The following is a 19,183-nucleotide window of genomic DNA, read 5'->3' on the forward strand; positions in this document are numbered from 1 at the left end:
CACGCTCTCCTTGGTCAGGGCGGTGAAGCGCGTATGTGGACGCCACCGGGCATGAGGAGGGAAACGGTGTAAGTGACCGGGAACCCGTCCAGATCCCTAGGAACACTAAGGCTCGCTCCGCCCCCTGAACCAAGGGAAGTTGCCGACATTAACTCGATGCGATGATCGCGTCCGTTCGATGTTTGCCCGGGTACCGACGTGTTTCAGCCGTGCCTGGCGACGCGGTCCGCGCAGGCGCGACAGCCGCCGCGAGCGGCCGCCCGGGGCGCACCGGCGCTGATCCGCACCACGATGCGCACCACGTCGGCGTCATCGGCGTATGTGCGGGCCCGTCGGCTTCCTCAGGTGTCTCGAGGACGTGGTCGGGCGACGGGACAGCCTTCAGCCTTGCTTCGGGCGGTAGGTCCGCCCGAAGCTACGCGGACTGTCCTCGTAGATTTCGACCAGTTCCCAGTCGATACGTCGCCCGCCCGGGACGTCGAAGATCCGGACACCGTCGCCGAGGAACACCGGGGCGACGAAGACCTGCAGTTCGTCGATGAGATCGTGCTCGAGCGCCTGCCTGGCGATGTCGGCGCTGATGATCTGCACGTCTCTGTCGCCTGCGACTTCCTGCGCGCGACGGATCGCCTCCTCGATGTCGCAGTTCAGCGCGACGACGGTCGGGTCGTCAGCGATCTCCTCCGGTCGGTGGGTAAGGATGATCTCGGTCCCGGACCAAGCGCCGCCGTATGCCTCCGACGTCATCTCGTCCCGCCGGCCCTGCTGCGCTTTCGCCGCGTCGTAGCCGGCACGGCCGGAGACGATCACTGCGACATCTCCCGCCAGTCGCTCCACGGTGCCCTCGGCCAGTGGCTCCCCCGCGGCCATCCAGCTCATGTCATGCCCCGGCCCGGCAATGAAGCCGTCGATCGAGCACGTGAATCCCCAGGCGACCTTTCCCATGTGTCCTCCTCGCCGGTCGAAGTTCCCGCCGGCACTCGGTCTGTCTCCGGAGTGACCATCCTCCCGGTCCGTCGTCGACCTCGATGACGACGCAGCCGAGCGCAGGATGCTTCACGTGGGAAGCTTCGTTCGGAACCACCTGGCGTACAGCGCTGGCCGGTGAGTCCGCCCATGGGAGCAAGGACCTGCCAGGGCGTGTCGGAATGCCCCTCCGGGGCTCCCGCGGAACGTGGTTCCTGTCATGTGATCCTGGTGTCATGACTGATCATCGCGAGGTTGCCATCGTCCGCTGGCCAGGCCAGGCCCCTCCGATCGAGGACGGCCTGGCCGCCTTGCTGGCGGCCTACCATCTGCGGACTGAGGCCGAGAAGGGGGAATCGGTTACCCGTGTGGACGGGTTGCCGGATCGCTACCGAGCAGAGATCACCGACCCTCGGACCTCGTTCGCCGGTGACGTTGTGCTGGTGGCTCTCCTAGGGGATGCCGCTGTGGGCTGCTTGGTGCTGACCTCCCCGGCCAACGAGTCGTCGGAGATCAAGAGGCTCTGGACCGACCCCGAGTTCCGTGGCCGGGGCATTGCGTCCGCCTTGCTCGGCGCTGCGCTCGCCCATGCCGCGGAGAACGGCGTGGACACCGTCCGGCTCTCGGTGTGGGAATGGCGGACCGGGGCCATTGCCCTGTACGAACGACTCGGCTTCACTGTCACCGGCTCATGGGATGAGCGGGATCAGCTGGTGTGCATGCAACGCGCTGCCTGAGTGGTTAAGCCAATCATTGATGGCCGCGATGAGAAGGGTTGCCTCGAAGCGGACCGCGAGCCTGTCGTATCGCGTGGCGATCGCCGCGCTGGCCGGCCGTGATCACCGGGCTCGGCGAACCTCAGCACCTTGATGGCCTAGAGCTACCGTGATCGGCTCACCGTCCGAACCGTCGACGATGTCGAGACACCAGCACTGCTCGATCTGATCTGGAAGGGAGCGCATAACCCCTCTGTGCGCGAGCTGCTGGTGCACTGCCGAGAAGCCTTCGCCGTTTCGAGCACTGGTCGATGGGCGGTAGCCATGGTGCGCGCCGCCTGTCTGCCGGGTTGCCGCATCAGGCGGTGTCACCGACGTGAAGAGGCGTACGTTGGCCGGCCGGCCCTTGTGGACCCCGCGCGGCTGCCGCCCCGGAGCGCTTCGGCATCGAACCCCGCCCGGATGTCGGACGCTCCGCGCAGGACAGCATCACCTGCTCCGACATGCGACTACAGACGATCGGGGAACGCCCCGGTTTCCCTGCTGAGACCCAACCCGCGTGCCCAGGCCCGAGTGTGCTCGCACCCGCCGGTTCTTCCAGCTCCGGCTGCGCGCCGCCGGAGCCCTCGGTGTCGTCGCCGCACCGAAGACTTCATCAGGATCGGCCTCGTCCCACCGATTACAGGACAACTCCTACTGAGGTGCACTGGAGTTGTGCCGTCGGGCGGCTGTCCGGCGCACCGGCAGTCGACGCGCAGGGCCGCGGATCGCGACGCAACTGACGCTCCCGCCCGTCGGGTGAGACAAGGCTCCAACGCCTCGACGCGTGGGCCCGCGGGTGGCGGCGGGCCCGGTTACGGCGTGCGCGTGGATCTGTCAGACGGGGACAACCGCCTCGGCCCTCATCCAGCCCCGTCCGTCTGCTGCGGCGTCGCTGGCGACCAGCACGTAGCCGTATTCGTCGTAGGACGCACCCTCGCAGGTCGACGCGCCCACGACGTCACCGGCGTACTTCGTCTTGACGACGGCACTGTTCGGATTCGGATTCTCGTACACCCCGGCGGTCGGCCACACGACCTTGTACTGGCAGCCGGCCAGGGCTGAGGCGCCGGCGGTCGGGCCGGTGACGAGCGCACCTGCGAAGCCGAGCGCGGTGGCCAGGGCTGCGGTGGCAAGATGGGTCATACGCATGATCGGTGGCGCTCCCGCGAAGTCGACAACATGTCAGGCACATGATGACAGCCTGTGCCGGAACGCGACCCTCATGATTGCCACTGAGCAGAGAGTCGGTTCGCGAACGTTACGCGTACGGTGCGCCACCAGGTCCAGCCGCTCCCGCCCGCGCGTCTGCACCTCTCCGAGCATGTGCCGGACCGCCATGGCGTTGCGACCTGCCCGCCTCGGCGTCGGTCCGGCGCGACGGACGACGGCAGGCCGGAGAAGGTGATCGCCGGAAAAGGTTTCCTGTACAGATGAGTTTCCGGGGCACGGCCGGTCTGCACTGGTATGGAGACCTACACACTCAGGGCAGCCGGCGCGGATCTCGTCTACGACGTTCGCAGGCCGTCGCCGACCGATGACGGACGCCCGCCCTTGCTGATGATCGGGCAGCCCATGGACGCTGCTGGTTTCGCCGCGCTCGCGGCACGCTTCCCCGAGCGGACCGTCGTCACCTACGACCCGCGCGGGCTCGGTCGCAGCGTCCGCAAGGACGGGCGGGTCGACCACACGCCGGAGATCCAGGCCGAGGACGTACACGCCGTCGTCGAGGCGCTCGGGGGCGGGCCGGTCGAGATGTTCGCCAGCAGTGGCGGCGCGGTCACCGCGCTCGCGGTCGTGGCGAGGTACCCCGATGACGTGACCACCCTGGTCGCGCACGAGCCGCCGCTCATCACCCTGACGCCGGACGGCCCCGCGGCCGTGCGGGCGCGGGCTCGTGTCCTGGAGGCGTACGGGAAGCGGGGGTGGGGAGCCGGGATGGCCGCGTTCGTCGCGATGACCTCGTGGGAGGGCGAATTCACCGAGGCGTTCTTCGCACAGCCCGATGCCGATCCCGCCACGTTCGGCATGCCCGCCGGTGATGACGGCTCGCGCGAGGATCCTCTGCTCTCCGACCGGTCATGGGCGATCAGCAGCTACCGACCGGACGCGGAAGCGATCACTGCGGCTGCGACTCGCGTGGTGATCGCCGTGGGCGAGGAATCCGAGGGCGTGCAGACCGGGCGTACCTCCGTCGCGACCGCCGGGCTGCTCGATCTGGCGGTGACCACGTTCCCGAGCCACCACGGCGGCTTCCTCGACGGGGAGTTCGGCTATCCGGGGAAGCCGGACGAGTTCGGGCATCGGCTGCGCGAGGTCCTTGACGGCGCCTCGTGAGCCCACCGCTGCGAGTGGCTGCGAAGTCCGCCGTATCGGCTGCCTCCTGAAGCCCCGCCGCTGACGCGGACCCTCGACAGTGTCCAGAAGGTGACAGCAGGGCGAGGACCACGGATCCGGCTCGGCCGGGTTCCCCTGCCGGGAACCGGGTGGGCCGAGCTCGCAGCTCGGCCCACCCGGTGTGTCACCCCAGGGGCGTCGTGCACTTCGTCGTCGTACCGTCGCTGAGGCACGCCCGGACCGAGCGGCCGTCCGTCGCCTTCATCGTGCCGGCGTCGGCGACCTTCGCGTAGGAACCGCCCGGGGCCTTGTCCTCCAGCCACGCTGTGACGTTCTGGGCGTCGGTGCGGGCCCAGGCGTAGTAGTCGGTGACCGACCACTGGGGCCGGGAGCCGGCCAGGGTGACCCGGGCACCGCTCGGCAGCGCCACCGTCGCCCAGTCGGTCGCCACCGAGGCCCACGCGGTCACGCTGCCGGAAGCGACCCCTTCGCACGCTTCACCCGGTGCGCACGGGCCGATCGGGCCTTCGGTGGACTCCTGATAGATGTTGTTGCCCTGTTGAGTGGCGAACGCCCACTTCTTACCGTCCACGACCAGCCCGGCGATCTCGGCATCCGAGAGCGGGTCGAGCGCCACCATCTTCGTCTTGCCCGATGCCGTCAGTCGTGCGCCGGCGAGTGGCTCGGGCCGGGACGTACGGAAATCGGCGCCGCCGGACGCATGCCGCATGAGAGTTGCGGAGACATCGTCGCGGCCGGGCGGGAGTTCGGCCTCGCCCCAGTAGTACAGGTGGTGCGGGTCCCAGGCGGGTCGTCCCTCGTAGATCGTGAACCGGCCGCCCAGGTAGACTTTGGCGTCCTCCACCACGCGCGGATCGTAGTTCGGCATCCACTCGGTGACGGACGCCGGGTCGATGCCCGTGCACGGAAGCTTCGCGCACGGTGCCTGGGTCGGGGCCGTGGTCGTCGCGTCGTTGTCCCTGGTGCACTTGGTGCCTGTCGAATCACTGACGCAGGCCCGCAGTTCCGGGAGCCAGGAGTAGGCGCGGGTCGAGCCCGTCGTCGTACGGGAGGCGCCCTCGGGGGTGAACTCGGTGTAGACCTGCCCCCAGCGGCCCTGCCCCTGCCAGGCTTCCAGCCACATGCGGCCGCCGGCGGGAAGTCCGCCCTCGGCCCAGCCCAGGTAGGTGCCCTGCTTCAGCCGTCCGTCGGCCTTCTGCACGAACGCACCCGACGGCAGTTCGACCCTGTCGTATTCGGAGCGTTCGACGTACGACCAGTCGGATGCGGGGATCGCGTCCGGGTCGGCTTCGGAACACCAGCCCTCGCACGATCCGATCGGAACCACCTCGGCACCGTACGAGTTGACGCATCCGCGCTCGGCGCCGTCGGCCACGCAGGCACTGTTGGTGTACGCGCTGCGGGGGGCCGTCGTCGAGTACTGGAACATGCCGGTGGTGCCGGTGGTATCACGGTACGAACGCGGGTGCTCCAGCGTCTTCGTGGTGTTGATGCCGTCGCCCCAGTTCTCCTCGGCTCTCAGCCACGCTCGCCCCTTCGTCACCCCGGTCCCGAGCCGTACCTGCGCCCAGGCATAGGTACGGCTGGCGTCCCAGGCCGGTTTGCCGGTGTACAGCGTGATCCGGGTACCCGAGGCGAGCGTCGCCTCCTTCATGACCTTCGGCGCACCGCCGGACTGCCATCCCGTGACATCGCCCGGATCCGCGCCCTCGCAGGGGAGCTGCGGACAGGGCGCCGGCACGGCGGCCGGCGCTGCGGTCGCCGTGGGGGCCGACAGTATCGCGACGACGACAGCGGCCGCTGCCGGCCATACACAGCGGGCCCACCATCGCCGCCGTGCTCCGGCGCCTTCCCGTCTTCGCGCACCGCTACCGCGCCGTCGGCCGCTCGCCGTGCCGAACACTGCCCCGCTGTCCATCGCACCTCCAGTGCATCGTGTCTCTGTCAGGACGGGCGCACGGCCCGGGGCCGATGGAACCGGGGGCCGCTCTCCGTGCCGTCTCTCCGATGTCTCCCGAGGCTGGATCCATGCTGTCGCGAAGTCGGCCCGGCCGGATCGTCAACGCGGTTCGATGGGCGCGTCCGAGCCGGTCAGGTGATGCGTGGACGGAGTTGCGTACGCGTGGTCGGAGGCTTCACGGCCGGTGGGGACCAGGTTCGGCCCGGGGCCGGATGTCACGGGCGCCGGAGCGGGCTCGGTGAAGTAGTCGGCGTCCCTGCGTCGGGTGCCCGGCGCGCCCAGGGGGCGGGGGGCGGGTTCGAGGTGCGGGATGTGTTTGGAGCAGTGCACGTAGGCCTCGTGCACGGTGATGAGCGTCCACAGCACCGGGTGCCGTCCGGGGGCGGTGTCGGCGGGTAGCCAGGGGCTCCCGGCTCGTAGTTGCTCGTCGCTGAGGAGTTGGGCGGAGCCGTTGACGTGCAGTCCGACGTGGTCGTGGGTGAAGTCCATGAAGAGCAGACCGATGTGCGGGTTCTCGGTGATGTTCCCGGCGCTGGCCAGAACCCCGTTCCCGCGGTATTCGGGGTAGGCCAGGGTCCGGTCGTCCAGCACGGTGACGAATCCGGGAGGTCCGGCCCGGAAGGTGGCGTCGCAGTGGCCGCGGGCGTCGGCGGTGGAGAGGAAGACCATCGACTGCCGTCGGACGAAGTCACACATGGCCGCGGTGAGGTACGGGTGGACCTGCCGGCCGTAGAACGCGTCGGCGCGTTCGCTGGTGCCCAGGTGGGTCTGCAGGAGTCGCTCCCCCTGCGAGGGGGTGGCGTCGTGGCGGGTCACAGCTGGTCGATCTCCTGACCGGGTCGTGTGAGAGGGGCGGTGAGGACGGGGGTGTCCAGCGGGTCGTGGTGGATGTGCGCGCGGGGGGTGCCCTGGTGCAGGAGAGTGCGCACAGCAGTGGTGACCATGTCCGGCGGACCGCACAGGAAGGCTTCGTGCCGGTCCCAGGGAGCGAACTCGCGCAGGACCTGCGGGAGTGTGCCTTGCCGACCGGGAATGTTCTCGTGGGAGACAGCCGCCCGGACGGAAAGCCAGTGGTGGCGTTGGGCAAGGCGCAGCATGTCGTCGAGACCGTACAGCTCCTCGGCAGTGCGGGCTCCGACGAACAGGTCCACGTAGCGGCGCATTCCCGAGGCGGCGGCGTCCTCGATCAGGGCTCGGATCGGTGCGAGGCCGGTTCCGCCCGCCACCAGCAGCAGGTCGCGGTCCCCCGCCGCGGCGAGGGTCATCTCGCCCTGCGGCGGGCCCAGTCGCACCTTGTGCCCCGGGGCAGCGTGGTGAACCAGCGCGGTGCTGACCTGGCCCTGGTGTACGGCCCGGACGTGAAAGGTGAGCGTGTGGTCCGTGCGCGGCAGGTGAGAAGGGGAGAAGTACCGCCAGGTACGGGGATACCAGGGGGTCTCCATGCTCACGTACTGCCCCGCGACGTACGGGTACGGCCGGTCGGTCCGCACGGTTACCTCGGCGATGCCGTGGCCGCGGTGTTCGTGCCGGATGATCTGCGCGTCCCAGGAGGCCGGGCGGAGGCGGGCGTCGTCTTCGGCGGCCGCGATCATCGCCCCGGCGGCAGCGGTGTAGGCGCGGGTCCAGGCAGCGGCGACCTCGTCGTTCCAGGCGGTTCCCGCATAGCGTGCGAGGGAGGACACCAGGCATTCGCCCACCGCCGGATAGTGGGCCTCCAGAGCGCCGAACTTACGGTGGTCCCGCCCCAGCCGGGAGCAGAACCGCACGAGGTTGTCGACGTCGTCGACGAGGTCGATGATGCGCAACAGCCCGCGCAGCAGCCGGTCACGCTGTACGTCCATGTTGTCGGGGAACAACCCCCGCACCTCTGGGTAACGGGCGAAGAGGATGGCATAGAAGTAGACGGTCATCTCCCCGGCCTGCGGCGCGACCACCGCCAGGCTGGTGCGTACCAGGGAGATCTCGCGGTCCGTCAGCGGGGCGGACGTCACGATCTGTCCTCGCGAGGCGCGGGGCGGAGGAGCGCCCTTGTTCGGCGAGCGGGGGTGGGGCGGTGGGTAGCAGGTGTCGCACGGGGCGAGGGGATCACCGTGCATACCGGAAGTGCTGACAAGAAGGACTTCGCAATCGTCGGTGGACGTCTGTTCTCAGGTTCAGGACGTCCTGTTCTCAGGTTCAGGACATCGTAGATGTGATGAGCGGGCACGCCTGTGCACGCAGAGGACAAGGGGGACGGATGGACCTAGGGGTGTCCACGCCTGGTTCTAGAGTCAGCGGAGAGTCGGCGGCACCCGGCTCCGGCCGGACCGGGCAGGAGGCGGCCTCGAGCTCCTTACCCGGCTGGCCCTGAGGGCGGTCCCGTGATCCCTGGTGGATCAGCGCGCGGCGTCGGATGCGGTACCTCGCGAGGCGGGGTGACGTCCGCATACTGGATGTATTCGAGCGTCCCGACGACGCGGCGAGATGCCGTAGCTGTCGTCGTGCGCCCGCCAGGGATTACCGGACAGCCCTCGGACACGCAGGTGCCGAAGACGGCACGCCGACGGGGCCCGGCGGAAGGACTTCTCCGCAGGGCCCGGGGCTGTGCATGAAGTGGCGTCGACAACCATGGCAGGCGTTCGGCTCCGGTGGAGCCCCTGCCCGGTCTGCTCCTCAGCTATGCATGCGCACGTCGAGTGCCCTTGCCGAGGGCGATGTCTAGAAGTAGTGCTTGCGCCCGCCGATCTTGCGTCCGCTCGCACCGAGGATCCACAGGATCGCGCCGACCACGACGAGGACACCGCCGACCGTGGTCAGGAGCGAGATTCCGACCAGCATGCCGATGATGAGCAGTATCGCGCCAAGAACAATCATTTCAGTTCCGATCTTCAAAGTCTCTTCGGTGTGTAACAGGTCTTCGTACGACAGACACGCAGCACCCTCTTCCCGTCAGCCGCGCGACTCGTGCCAGGTGGTACCGGGCCGTCGCGCGATCGACCGTTGCAGGGCCGCCGTCTCTGTCGTGCATCCTGCGTGTGCCCCACTCCAAGCCGCCCATGCACGCGTATTTCTCGGCCCCGGAGACGGCGCCCTCCGGGGCCGTCCCCGCCTTGGCCGACAGCGCTCGGCCTGAGCAGGTGCACTCGGCCCGTAGTGGTGTTCTTCAGCGTCGAGCCGAGAACTGCCGGCGCCGCGGAGGCACTTCTTCGTCCTCGTCCTCGTCCTCGCCTTCGTCCTCATGGAGAAGATCCTCTTCGGCGTCGTACTCCTCGCCCTCGCCCTCTTCCTCATCGTCTCCGTCCTCGTACTCCCCCTCGGAGCCTTCGAAGTCCTCTCCGTCATGGGACTCGTCAGCAGAGGACTCCTCCGCGCGGTTCTCCTCCTCCACCGCCTGGTCGTGCTCGACGACGACCTGGCCGTCGCGGATCTCACCGCGCCAGCCATCGCTCGCCTCTCCCCGCATCATGATGAACTTGCGGTACAGCTTCAGGTCGAGCCGCGCACGCCGCCCCTGGGCCCGCCAGATGTTGCCGGTCTTCTCGAACAGGCCCTTGGGGAAGTACTCGATCACCAGCAGCACGCGCGTCAGATCTTCAGTGAGGCTGTGGAAGGTGACGAGGCCCTTGACCGTCCCCTTCGCGCCCTCGGTCGTCCAGGAGATGCGTTCGTCGGCCACCTGCTCGGTGACGTCGGCCTTCCAGCTCCGTGTCGACTTTGCGACCTTCAACGTCCAGTTGCTGGAGGTGTCGTCGGTCTTGTCGACGCTGACAACGCCCTTGGCGAAGGCGCTGAACTCCTGGAACTGCGTCCATTGGTTGTAGGCCTCGCGGATCGGGACTCCGACGTCGATGTCCTCGCTGATGAGCACCGACTTGGACTTGCCGCCGCCGCTCTTGCCGCCGCCGAAGACGCCCTTGATCTTGTCCTTGACCATGCCCTTGACATGTTCTGTACCGGCGGAGAGCGCGGCCTGTGCCGGTGACTTGCCTTCGGCAAGGGCTTGGCCGCCCTTGGCCAGGCTGTTCAGCATGCCTGCACCCTGGCCGCCTTCGCCCAGCGCGGTCACGCCCTCGCCGAGCCGGTGTCCGAGGTGCGAGACGGTGTGCTGGGCCCGGGCCGCGAGGTAGTTCTTCAGCTCGTACTTGAGGCGGTCGGTCGCGGGACTGTCGGCAATCGAGTTCTTGAGTTGGGCGTAAGTGGATTCAGCCACGGTCCTTCTCCTCCTGGTTCGTGCGCGCGGATCGCGAGGCCCTGGCCACGCCGTCGTTGCTCCCGGTCGATCCGGTCCTGCGCTGCCCCTTCGTCGCCGCACCGCGGCTCTGAAGGCGGCTCGGGCGCGAGCCCTCGGCGCTGCTACGTGCGGCCGACGTGGCGCGCCTCTTGGCGGTACCGCCGACAGAGGGCGCCTTGGCATCCGCCTTGGGCGCCGTGGGCCGGGAGGGAGTGCGCGGCTTCTCCTCTTCCCGCTCGTACCTCTCGCCCACGCCGGAATGCGCTTCCTCGTCGGCCGCATCGTCGTGCGACTCCGACGCGCTCTCGTCGACGTCGCCCGTCGTCCGCGCGTCCAGCCCCTGCGCCTTGTCGCTCAGCGAGTCGGAGAGCCGGTTCATGCGCCGGGTCAGGGCCGAACCGGCTGCTGACTTCGTGGCCCCGATGAGCTCTGATCGGAGCTGATCGGTGACACCGCCCAGGAGCGGGCTGTCCGCAACGAGCTGCCCGAGTTGCCGGGGATCAAGGCTCAGCTTCCTACCGGCCAGGAACATCCCCAGGCCGACGGCCACCTTGGCCTTCTTCGTACGCCCGAGGAGATACCCGCCTACCAGCGCTGTGGCTATCTTGCCGTTGGTCATCATGCCGTGTTCACCTCGGTGTCGGTCGTTGTACGTGTTCCACGAGTCGCCCAGATACCTGCCGACTCATCAACTCTTCACGCACGTAATGAAGTTCGATTGGACAAGGTCGATCTCCTGGTTCCTCGCGCGTCCCCACGAGGAGCTCACGGCCCATGGCCGAAGGGCGCTTCCGTCCAAGGCCGGCGCGCCAGCAACCGACCTCGGTGATCCCGGCGGCCTCGTGCGCAACCTGTACGACCGGTCACGCGGAAGGCAGGGTGTGAGGGGGGACTTTCGCGCCCGCATACGCATCCCCCATTTTCCGATTCACGCCGCCCGGAGCAAATCTGCTCACGAGAGGCACCGAGCCCGTCAACTCTCATCGGCGGGTCTTTCGGATTTCCCTACAGAGCCCTTCGACCTTCTCAGCAGTAGCCATGGCTCCCTTCCCGCGTATCGCCGGAGCGACCCATGGATTACTGGATCGATTGCACTGTCTCGCCTTTGGATGTGTCCCGCCCATTGGTGCACACCCAAGGAGGAGAAAACAAGCTGACCGACAAACGACTTCAGGCTTCCCGACCGACCGAGGGATCATCGCGGCACCAGGGCCCCGGGCCGGACAGACGATAGATCCGGAAATCCCCGAACAAGCCCATGAGACATGTCACAGCCGCGATAGACCTGTGGTCAGAACGTCGAAGCGCGCCGGCCCGAACCGGACACCCCGCTATGTGCGACCCTGCGATCGAGACCTACCAAGATTATTTCCTGGGGCAACCCGCTGAACTACCGACGGCTCCAAATTGACACCACGTGGCGATGAGGGCTTCACGCCAGGTGCGAGTCCCCGCATCGACCTGCCTGACGGACCGCCACGTCTTTCGGTCGGACACAGTGCACCTCTCTCGATGAATTTCCTGACGACAGGTGAGTACCACTTTCACTGGGGTGAATTGATGACACGTCAATTACTGGCAGACGAGTAGTCATGCGCCTGGCCGAAGACCTCGGCGCGTCCCGAAGCCGGTGACGACGGTGGCCTCTACCGCCATGGCCAGAGTGGCCAGGTGCTGCATTCGGGCATTCCCGGGGGCGCCGTAGTCCGGCAGGTTTCGGCGTGGTCCCCCAGGTGAAGACGGGACGCACAGGCCTGCGGAGAACTCGCGGTGCAGCGACGTGCGGAGGCGCACGACGTCGGCGTGGTGCAAGGCACGTACGATCTCCGCCGGAGCAAGCGAGCCGGACAACCAACGGGGATCTTCTGTGCAATGGGCCGCCCGCCAGGATATCGACCGCTGGGCCGGACGACAGCAGAGTTGGGGTGCCTGCCTCATGGCGGTCTCGGCAGCCCTGTTCCTCCGGCTGGGATACCTGCTTCTGCTGCCGTTCAGCGTGTACGACTCCCACGACGAAATCGCATGCGAAGCACCGGTGTTCTACGCCGGCGAGAGCACGTCGTACAGCGACGGCGCACAACGTCTGTACAGCTCCGAGCACGACTGGCCGGAGTTGCTGGCACTCGGCTTCCTCGCTGCGCCCCCGCCGTCGCGGGTGCCGCGCTGTTCACCGGTGGAAGCGCGCGGAAGCATGCGAGCGCCCACGTCTTCCGGATTCTGTAGATGCAGGAGCCCGAGGAGCGCGCCAGACAGAAGGCTCGGTCGAAACCGTGAGCGCGGGGGAGACAGTGCTGTTGGTCCGCTTCCTTTACACCGCTGCGCGGAAAGGCTCGTCCCACGCGTGGCTGAGGTGGACCGCAAGAGGCGCTGCCAGGAACTGTGCGGTGAGCGAGCCGCGAAGCAGCCGCACCGCTGTCTGGGCCAGGCCGAACCCGGACGCCGGCACGGTAGGCGCGAGGAACGGGCGGAAGTGACTTCACGAGCACGATCCGCTATCCACGAACTGTGTGTCCACAGGTTCGAATGCGGCCGGCGCGTACACCACTGCCGCTGCCAGAACAGAAATGATCCCGGCGACCGTAGAAAACTCGGCCGCCGGGATCAGTCAGGAACAGTCACTTGGGCTTGAACGCGTCCTTGGCGTTTTCCTTCGCCGCGCGCAGATCACCCTTGGACTCCTCAGCGCGGCCTTCGGCCTGCAGGGACTCGTTGCCAACGGCTCCGCCGACGACCTTCTTGACCTTGCCCTTGGCCTGCTCGCCCTTAGCCTGAGCCTTCTCGTCCGCGGTCATAACCACTCACATCCTGCCGTACTGGGGAACAGTGTCATCCTCCGTCTGACCTATGTCAGTCGAGCTAAACCAGCTCTCGCAACTGCGAAAAAACAGGCACCCAAGGACTGTCCCGTACTCCCTGGCGGATCAGCGCGCGGCGTCGGATGCGGCGCCTGGCACACCGGAGGGGCGTCCGCGTACTGGATTGGATGTATTCGGGTGTCCCGAGAACACGGCGAGGTGCCGCAGCTGCCGTCGTGCGCTCGCCAGGGATTACGGGACCGCCCTCAGGACCGACCAGCACTGCATGGCGACAGAGAAATCCGAGCCCGCAGTGCCGGGGCAGCAGAAGAAGTTCGTACGGCGGACGGACGACCCTCGGCAGCAGCCGGCCCCGGCACTACTCCACAGTCGACTTTGCCACTGTCGAGGGGGACGTCGAGGACATGCCTCGGCTCGGCTGGACCCTGGTAGAGCCGAGCCCGGCCGGATCTGAGCGCACGGATTCAGCAGTTGGGCAGCGGGTCCGTTTCGCTGGAGATCGCGGTGTCCTTCATCCAGCCGTACTGCCCGTTGTCAGCGACCGTGAACTCCCAGCGGGTCGGGTGCGGCCCTCCCACCCAGTTCTGATTGTCCATCTTGCAGATGAACCAGCTGGGGTTGGAATTCATGTATCCGACGATCCTGCTCGGATCGGGGTACTGCGTGCTCGCTCCCATGGTCCCGTAGACGGGCGCACCCGACACGTTGTTGCACCACCAGTGGCCGCTGCCCTGCCAGCACCCGCCGGCAGCGCTTGCGGTCGGTGCGGTGGTTCCCACCACGGCAACCGCGATCATGGCTGAGGCCACCACCGCGCCCATCCTGCTCCATCTGCGCATGTCACTCCCCCGTAAATCCCTTTGCGCGGCGCCCCGTTCGCTTGGTCACCGCCGACTTCCCTCTATCGGATCACAATCCCACAGCAGAAACCAGATTCTCACCTTGAACATCATAAAACGCCCACAACAGTCGCGTCGGGTTCCGGAACCGAGCCCTGCGGATGACAGCGGTCCTGTACTCCGCAGCCTTTGACTCAAGCCTGCCGAGTACCTGCGGAGACGATCGGCTCGCGACGCGTTGAGGCAGGCCTTCGGCGTTCGGACCCCGCACGAAAAGTGGGGGCCGTCCGGAGTGTCTCCGGACGGCCCCCACTTTCGGGGTGGTGCGTCGAGGTCAGGCGCGGCGGTGGCTGTTGTAGTAGCCACCGACCTGCTCGTGATAGCCGGCGTCGCCGACATGCTTGTCCTTGTCGAACTCGGGAGAGTCCTTGATCTGCTCCTTGGTGAGGTCGACGAAGATCTTCCGTTCGGCCTCATCAACGGTGCGCACGGTGCCGGCGGGCAGCAGGACGTGCTTCCCGAAGATCCAGACTCCTGTGTCGACTACAAGGTAGGCGGAGTTGACGTCGTCCGAGTGCTTGTCGACCTTGCCGATGCTGCCGTCGGTCGCCTCGACCTTGAACCCGATCAGGTCGGTGCCAGCGGTGTGGCCGGCAGTCGGCTGGTAGCCCCAGATGTTGTCACTCATAAGACGTCTCCCTATCAAAACTTCTTGCTCCACAGGTGATCCGATGGAGTCGAGTCAGCGCCTCCGGAGGAACTCGGTGACGCGCTCTCAGAGGACCGCGTGCCCCCCGTTCCGGGTGCCACACATTTCGCATCCCACGAATATTGGCAACCGGTTCGTCCTAGAAAATCTGTGACGCGGAGCCATGGATCCGCCCATTACCCCGCGTGCCCTGAACCATGAGGACCATTACCTTCGGCTTCCGATCCGCGCACCGCACCGCACCGCACCCGGAAGTTTCGTCGCGATCGGTCACTGACATGCGGATGGGCCGCGACGAGATTTCGTCGCGGCCCATCCGCATGTCAGTGATCCTGTTGGATCCGCCCTACCAGCGGTACCAGCGTCCTCGCTTACCGCCCTTGGCAGCGGGACGGATCACGAAGCCGAGCAGCCAGACGACCAGCACTATGACGGCGATCCACCACAAGGCTTTCAGCGCGAAACCGGCACCGAAGAGAATCAGGGCGAGCAGGAGAACAAGAACGATGGGAACCATGAATATCAACCTCCAAGGCCCCGCGTGCCCGGCCGGCCGGACTCCACACCCGTAGAGCTTATGTATTCTTTACAGCACCCGGAGTGACGATAATTTCCCTGAGACAACTGTCTGGGTCCCGGCTCGACGAGGCCGGGCCGTCGATCGAGCGCGGGATCGGTATCGAACACCCCCGGGCGGTACACCCGCCGGTGGTCACAGCCCGGCGACGCCGCACACCGGGCCGGAGCGGCTTCCGATACGACCCCGCGCATCCGCATGCGTACGGACACGGGAGGAACCGAACTGTTCCGGGTGCAGCAAAGACCGTCCGCGTCGGGGAGACTTGAGGAGCTGGGCGGCCTTCGCCGCAGGTGGGCATCTCCCGGCCGAGGCACCTGGATGGCGACATGCCGCCGCGTGCCTGTGAAGCACGGGCCCTACGCCGACGAGGAGGACACGATCGACACCGCCGAAATGGGTCGGCACGCGCTGGAATCCACCAGTGTGATGAATGCGAAGGAGACCCTCTTTGAGCTCCTGGGTCGCGCGGGAGTGTGCCGGAGGGAGGCCCAGGAACTGATCGCGCTGGTAGAGGCGGGCGCGATCTCGGACGCGCACAGCGAGGTCAGCGGGGTCGGTGAGGCAAAGGGAGCCCAGGCCGGGAGCGGACAGTCGTACCGGGACGGTTGGCGCGACGGCGCCCAGGCAGTCGGCGCCGAACTCGTCCAGCTGGCCGAGGGAGCCCTTGAACGTGCCATCGGCCCTGCCATGTCCGATTCGGTGGGAGTGTCCACCGCGCAGGACAGCCATCCCGTCGGGAGGGTGGACGTGGAACGCGCCAAGGTCGCCGTGACGCCGCTCTATCTCGAGTTCAGCGACAAGTCGGATCTCGATCCCGAGGTGTCGGACGAGGTACTGACCGCGGTGCTCGGCACGATGAGCGTCGTGGGCCGGGTCGGGTACGCCGGTCAGTTGGAGCAGTTCACCAAGTCCTGCGGTGAGCGACTGGCCCACCTGTACGCGCAGTACGGGCCGGGCAGCCGCACCGCCGTGCACAGCCGTTACTCCCTGCTCCACTCCCCCACGAGCATCGCGGTACTCGAGCGTCTGACCGCCGCGCCTTCGCAGCTCCGCACTGAGTGGGAGCGCGCCGAGCTGCCTCCGGCCTGGCTGCACGGGCTCGCGAGCACCTGGGGCGCGTCGCCGGACACATCGGACTGACGTACGTCCGAACTCCGCTGTGCCCGTGCTCGGATCATGGACGCAGCCGAACATGTTCGAGCGGTGTCGAGAGGGATTCGCCCCGGGACGTCCGGAAGGAAGGTCCGGGTCCCGGGGCGAGCCGGCTCACGGGGTCAGGCGGACGTGATGTTCTCCGCCTGCGGGCCCTTCTGGCCCTGGGTGATGTCGAAGGTGACGGCCTGGCCTTCCTGGAGCTCGCGGAAACCGGTCGCGTTGATCGCGGAGTAGTGCGCGAAGACGTCCGGCCCACCGCCGTCCTGCTGGATGAAGCCGAAGCCCTTTTCGGCGTTGAACCACTTCACGGTTCCGCTGGCCATGCTGGTGCCTTCCTGTTCATGTCCCGAACCCGCACCACGCGAGAACGGGGGCCCCGGACCACACCATGCGGCTCGGGGGTACTGATGTCCTGGTCCGCATCGACACAGCAAAAGGCCCGCACCAAAGCGCGGGCGGATGAGGCGGACCACGACATCTGGCAGAACGCTACATGCCGGAACCGGCTCCCACCAGAGAGCAACAACACCACTCGCGCCGCCAGTCGGGTGAGCCCACGCGCACGGCCGTTCCCAAGGGCCAGACAACAGTCGCCGTACCAGCACAGACCGTCTCAGAGCGGCCCGCCGAAGCCACGGGCGTCGCGCCACCGTGCGGCAATGTGGTCGATGCACTGGGGGGCGGACGCGGAGCGGCGCGGACGCAGATCCTCTTGATCCACCTCGGGGTCCTCGCCGAACACGCTCACCTTCGATCGCCGCAATCCGTCCGAAAGTGACAGCATGGAAGGGCGGACACTCGGGCGGCAGGAGGAGAAGCGATGCGTATCCATTCGGCCGACAGCACGGACGGGCCGAGAACGGTCGTCGGGGTGGACGGCTCGGAGCAAGGACGGGCAGCCTCGCTCTGGGGTGCGGCGACGGCCGTCCGGCATCGACACGGCCTGCGTCTCGTGCACGCCGCCGATCTCGACCGTCTCGACCGGTTCTCCTCGTTCGAGACCTCGGAGCACGTCCGGGACAAGGCGGAGACCCTCCTGGCGGAGGCGGCGCAGGAGATTCGGCAGCGCTTCCCCGAGCTCGACCTGACCGTCAAGCTGAGCCGCAAGAGGCCCGTTCCCGCGCTTCACGCGGCCGCTCGCCCCGGCGACACGATCGTGGTCGGCAGCAGGGGCAGCGGTGGATTCGGCCCGTTGCTGCTCGGATCGGTCGGGCTGGAGGCGGTCATCGGCAGCCCCGTACCCGTCGTCGTGGTCCGCGGTGAGCCGGAGAGGGACGACGGCGCACCGGTCACGGCCGCTGTGGAGGACGAGCACGACGTGGTCTGGCTGGTACGGGCCGTCCGCGAGGCACAGGCACGTGACCGCCCCTTGCTTCTGCTCCATGTACGGAACAAGCTCGCCACCTCGGGGAGCCGTGCGGCCTCACCCGAAGGCGCTGGACAGCCTGCGGGTCCGGGCGAGTACTTCCTCAAGGACCTCGCCTCCCGACTCCGCGTCGACAGTCCCGGTCTGAGCGTGCAGACCGAGGTGGTCACAGCGAGGTCCACGGCGTCCGCACTGGTCGAGACCAGCCGGGAGGCGGGTCTCCTGGTCATGGGGAGTCGTGAGCGGCGCAGTGGCCCCGTCCTGGGGGTGGGGCATGTCGTGCACGCACTGTTGCACCACTCGCGGTGCCCCGTGGAGATCGTGCCCTGCAGCCGTGACGAGAGAGGGGTCGCAGAGGAACACTACGGAGGGGACGAGGACTGACCCTCCGCGCTGCGGGCGGTGGCGCGGAAGGACTCAGGGGGCATGCAGGTCATGCGTGCGAGAGTCCCTGCCGGTAGGAGTGCGCGCGGCACGTGCGAGGCTCACGCCGCGAGCCGGCAAGTCGGAGAGCCGGCCCGGGCTTTCTCTGTCCGCGGTCCCGTCGTCCGCACCGGGAGTGAGTTGTGTGACGGCGGGTAGGCGGGTGGCGACTCAGCTGCGTGGTGCAGCTGATCCGACGGGGGACGTGGCATGGATCAGCAGGCGACAATCAGCACGGTCGAACTGGACGGGCGGGAGAGGTCCGCGGGTGTCCTGTCGCGGGGTTCCGCCTACGACATGAGTTCGGGTGAGATCTACCGTGCTCGCGGCTTCGTACGTGACTTTCTGCTTGACGCGCACTCCCTTCACGAGCTGGCCGTGCCCTCGCGCGTGTCGGAAGTCGCGCAACTGGTGGTCAGCGAGTTGGCCACGAATGTCTGCAAGTACGCGCCTGGCCCGTGTCTGCTCGATCTCGTGGTGGACGGGCGGATGCTGGGCATCACCATGTGGGATTCGGGGGACGTACTCCCCATCGCCCAGCAGGCCGATCCCGCGCGCGCGGGTCGGCATGGCCTGGAGATCGTTCTGGCGGTCTGCCAGAGCTTCGAGGTCCGCCGGGAACCGGTCGGCAAGCGAATCCGCGTGGAGATCTCGATGCTCGACGGGCTCCAGGATGATCAAGCCGGCCACGCAGCCTGGTAGGACGCGCAACGGACGGAGGCACCAACTCCGTTCGTCTGCCTGCGCGTGAGGACAAATCGCCGCCCGCCTCGGTCCGGCCGATAGATCTCGGGTGAGATCCGGGCCCGCTCCGCAGGGTATGGGCCATGCGCTTCCGTCAGGGATGACTGCGGCTGTCCTGCAGTGGACGCGTGGGGAGCGGCGCGCACTCGCCTCCGCCGGGGTCGACGGGCTGATACGCCGTTACTCAGCGCGCATCCGAACCTCGCGTCCGGATCGAGTGCGTTGCGCTCCGAGACGGGAAGCCGATACCGCTTGAGCCGGACCGGACGGAGCCGCGGTTGCCGCGCCGCGGAGGGGCCCAG

General features: G+C 67.6%; 18 protein-coding genes. 5 read left to right on the plus strand and 13 right to left on the minus strand.

Annotated features, from left to right (window positions below):
• Window positions 1-381 precede the first annotated feature (381 nt).
• Window positions 382-945, minus strand: a complete 564-nt coding sequence (locus AB0I83_RS27985; RefSeq protein ID WP_363306603.1) for a dihydrofolate reductase family protein — start codon at window positions 943-945, stop codon at window positions 382-384.
• 257 nt (window positions 946-1,202) lie between these two features.
• On the opposite strand from AB0I83_RS27985, the gene AB0I83_RS27990 reads away from it, so the two are divergent.
• Window positions 1,203-1,703, plus strand: coding sequence for a GNAT family N-acetyltransferase (locus tag AB0I83_RS27990; protein WP_363306604.1), 501 nt, complete (start codon window positions 1,203-1,205; stop codon window positions 1,701-1,703).
• An 855-nt stretch (window positions 1,704-2,558) separates the two neighbouring features.
• Here the strand turns inward: AB0I83_RS27990 and AB0I83_RS27995 are convergent.
• Window positions 2,559-2,867, minus strand: a complete 309-nt coding sequence (locus AB0I83_RS27995; RefSeq protein ID WP_363306605.1) for a glycosyltransferase — start codon at window positions 2,865-2,867, stop codon at window positions 2,559-2,561.
• A 321-nt stretch (window positions 2,868-3,188) separates the two neighbouring features.
• On the opposite strand from AB0I83_RS27995, the gene AB0I83_RS28000 reads away from it, so the two are divergent.
• Window positions 3,189-4,058: an alpha/beta hydrolase gene (locus tag AB0I83_RS28000; protein WP_363306606.1), complete on the plus strand. Its 870-nt coding sequence runs from the start codon at window positions 3,189-3,191 to the stop codon at window positions 4,056-4,058.
• A 184-nt stretch (window positions 4,059-4,242) separates the two neighbouring features.
• Here the strand turns inward: AB0I83_RS28000 and AB0I83_RS28005 are convergent, their stop codons facing one another.
• The 10 genes from AB0I83_RS28005 to AB0I83_RS28050 form a co-directional block, all read right to left on the minus strand.
• The gene (locus AB0I83_RS28005) at window positions 4,243-5,733 is read right to left on the minus strand and encodes a hypothetical protein (protein ID WP_363306607.1); all 1,491 of its coding nucleotides are present in this window, start codon (window positions 5,731-5,733) and stop codon (window positions 4,243-4,245) included.
• 405 nt (window positions 5,734-6,138) lie between these two features.
• The gene (locus tag AB0I83_RS28010; RefSeq protein ID WP_356537433.1) at window positions 6,139-6,855 is read right to left on the minus strand and encodes a pyridoxamine 5'-phosphate oxidase family protein; all 717 of its coding nucleotides are present in this window, start codon (window positions 6,853-6,855) and stop codon (window positions 6,139-6,141) included.
• Complete coding sequence (locus AB0I83_RS28015) at window positions 6,852-8,030, minus strand: globin domain-containing protein (protein WP_363306608.1); 1,179 nt, start codon at window positions 8,028-8,030, stop codon at window positions 6,852-6,854. Before AB0I83_RS28015 ends, AB0I83_RS28010 begins: the two co-directional genes overlap by 4 nt.
• A 706-nt stretch (window positions 8,031-8,736) precedes the next feature.
• Window positions 8,737-8,892 (minus strand): hypothetical protein, encoded by a 156-nt coding sequence (locus AB0I83_RS28020; protein ID WP_356537437.1) that lies wholly within the window; start codon window positions 8,890-8,892, stop codon window positions 8,737-8,739.
• Window positions 8,893-9,181: 289 nt separating this feature from the next.
• Window positions 9,182-10,228, minus strand: a complete 1,047-nt coding sequence (locus AB0I83_RS28025; protein ID WP_363306609.1) for an SRPBCC family protein — start codon at window positions 10,226-10,228, stop codon at window positions 9,182-9,184.
• Window positions 10,221-10,871, minus strand: a complete 651-nt coding sequence (locus AB0I83_RS28030) for a hypothetical protein (protein ID WP_363306610.1) — start codon at window positions 10,869-10,871, stop codon at window positions 10,221-10,223. The genes AB0I83_RS28025 and AB0I83_RS28030 overlap by 8 nt, the downstream gene beginning before the upstream one ends.
• 1,993 nt (window positions 10,872-12,864) lie before the next feature.
• Window positions 12,865-13,041 (minus strand): CsbD family protein, encoded by a 177-nt coding sequence (locus AB0I83_RS28035; protein ID WP_356537442.1) that lies wholly within the window; start codon window positions 13,039-13,041, stop codon window positions 12,865-12,867.
• A 488-nt stretch (window positions 13,042-13,529) separates the two neighbouring features.
• Complete coding sequence (locus AB0I83_RS28040; RefSeq protein WP_363306611.1) at window positions 13,530-13,904, minus strand: hypothetical protein; 375 nt, start codon at window positions 13,902-13,904, stop codon at window positions 13,530-13,532.
• A 334-nt stretch (window positions 13,905-14,238) separates the two neighbouring features.
• Window positions 14,239-14,592: a PRC-barrel domain-containing protein gene (locus AB0I83_RS28045; protein WP_356537445.1), complete on the minus strand. Its 354-nt coding sequence runs from the start codon at window positions 14,590-14,592 to the stop codon at window positions 14,239-14,241.
• Window positions 14,593-14,959: 367 nt separating this feature from the next.
• Complete coding sequence (locus AB0I83_RS28050; protein ID WP_356531966.1) at window positions 14,960-15,130, minus strand: hydrophobic protein; 171 nt, start codon at window positions 15,128-15,130, stop codon at window positions 14,960-14,962.
• Between the two features lie 399 nt (window positions 15,131-15,529).
• Here AB0I83_RS28050 and AB0I83_RS28055 point away from each other — a divergent pair, with 399 nt between their 5' ends.
• Window positions 15,530-16,333 (plus strand): hypothetical protein, encoded by an 804-nt coding sequence (locus AB0I83_RS28055; protein WP_363306612.1) that lies wholly within the window; start codon window positions 15,530-15,532, stop codon window positions 16,331-16,333.
• 134 nt (window positions 16,334-16,467) lie between these two features.
• On the opposite strand, the gene AB0I83_RS28060 is transcribed toward AB0I83_RS28055, so the two are convergent.
• Complete coding sequence (locus AB0I83_RS28060) at window positions 16,468-16,671, minus strand: cold-shock protein (RefSeq protein WP_327111533.1); 204 nt, start codon at window positions 16,669-16,671, stop codon at window positions 16,468-16,470.
• A gap of 497 nt (window positions 16,672-17,168) precedes the next feature.
• Between AB0I83_RS28060 and AB0I83_RS28065 the strand changes: the two genes are divergently transcribed.
• Window positions 17,169-18,098 (plus strand): universal stress protein, encoded by a 930-nt coding sequence (locus tag AB0I83_RS28065; RefSeq protein ID WP_363306613.1) that lies wholly within the window; start codon window positions 17,169-17,171, stop codon window positions 18,096-18,098.
• 336 nt (window positions 18,099-18,434) lie between these two features.
• The gene (locus AB0I83_RS28070; RefSeq protein ID WP_363306631.1) at window positions 18,435-18,839 is read left to right on the plus strand and encodes an ATP-binding protein; all 405 of its coding nucleotides are present in this window, start codon (window positions 18,435-18,437) and stop codon (window positions 18,837-18,839) included.
• Window positions 18,840-19,183 lie beyond the last annotated feature (344 nt).

It is taken from the genome of Streptomyces sp. NPDC049970 (assembly GCF_040660235.1).
GTDB lineage: Bacteria > Actinomycetota > Actinomycetes > Streptomycetales > Streptomycetaceae > Streptomyces.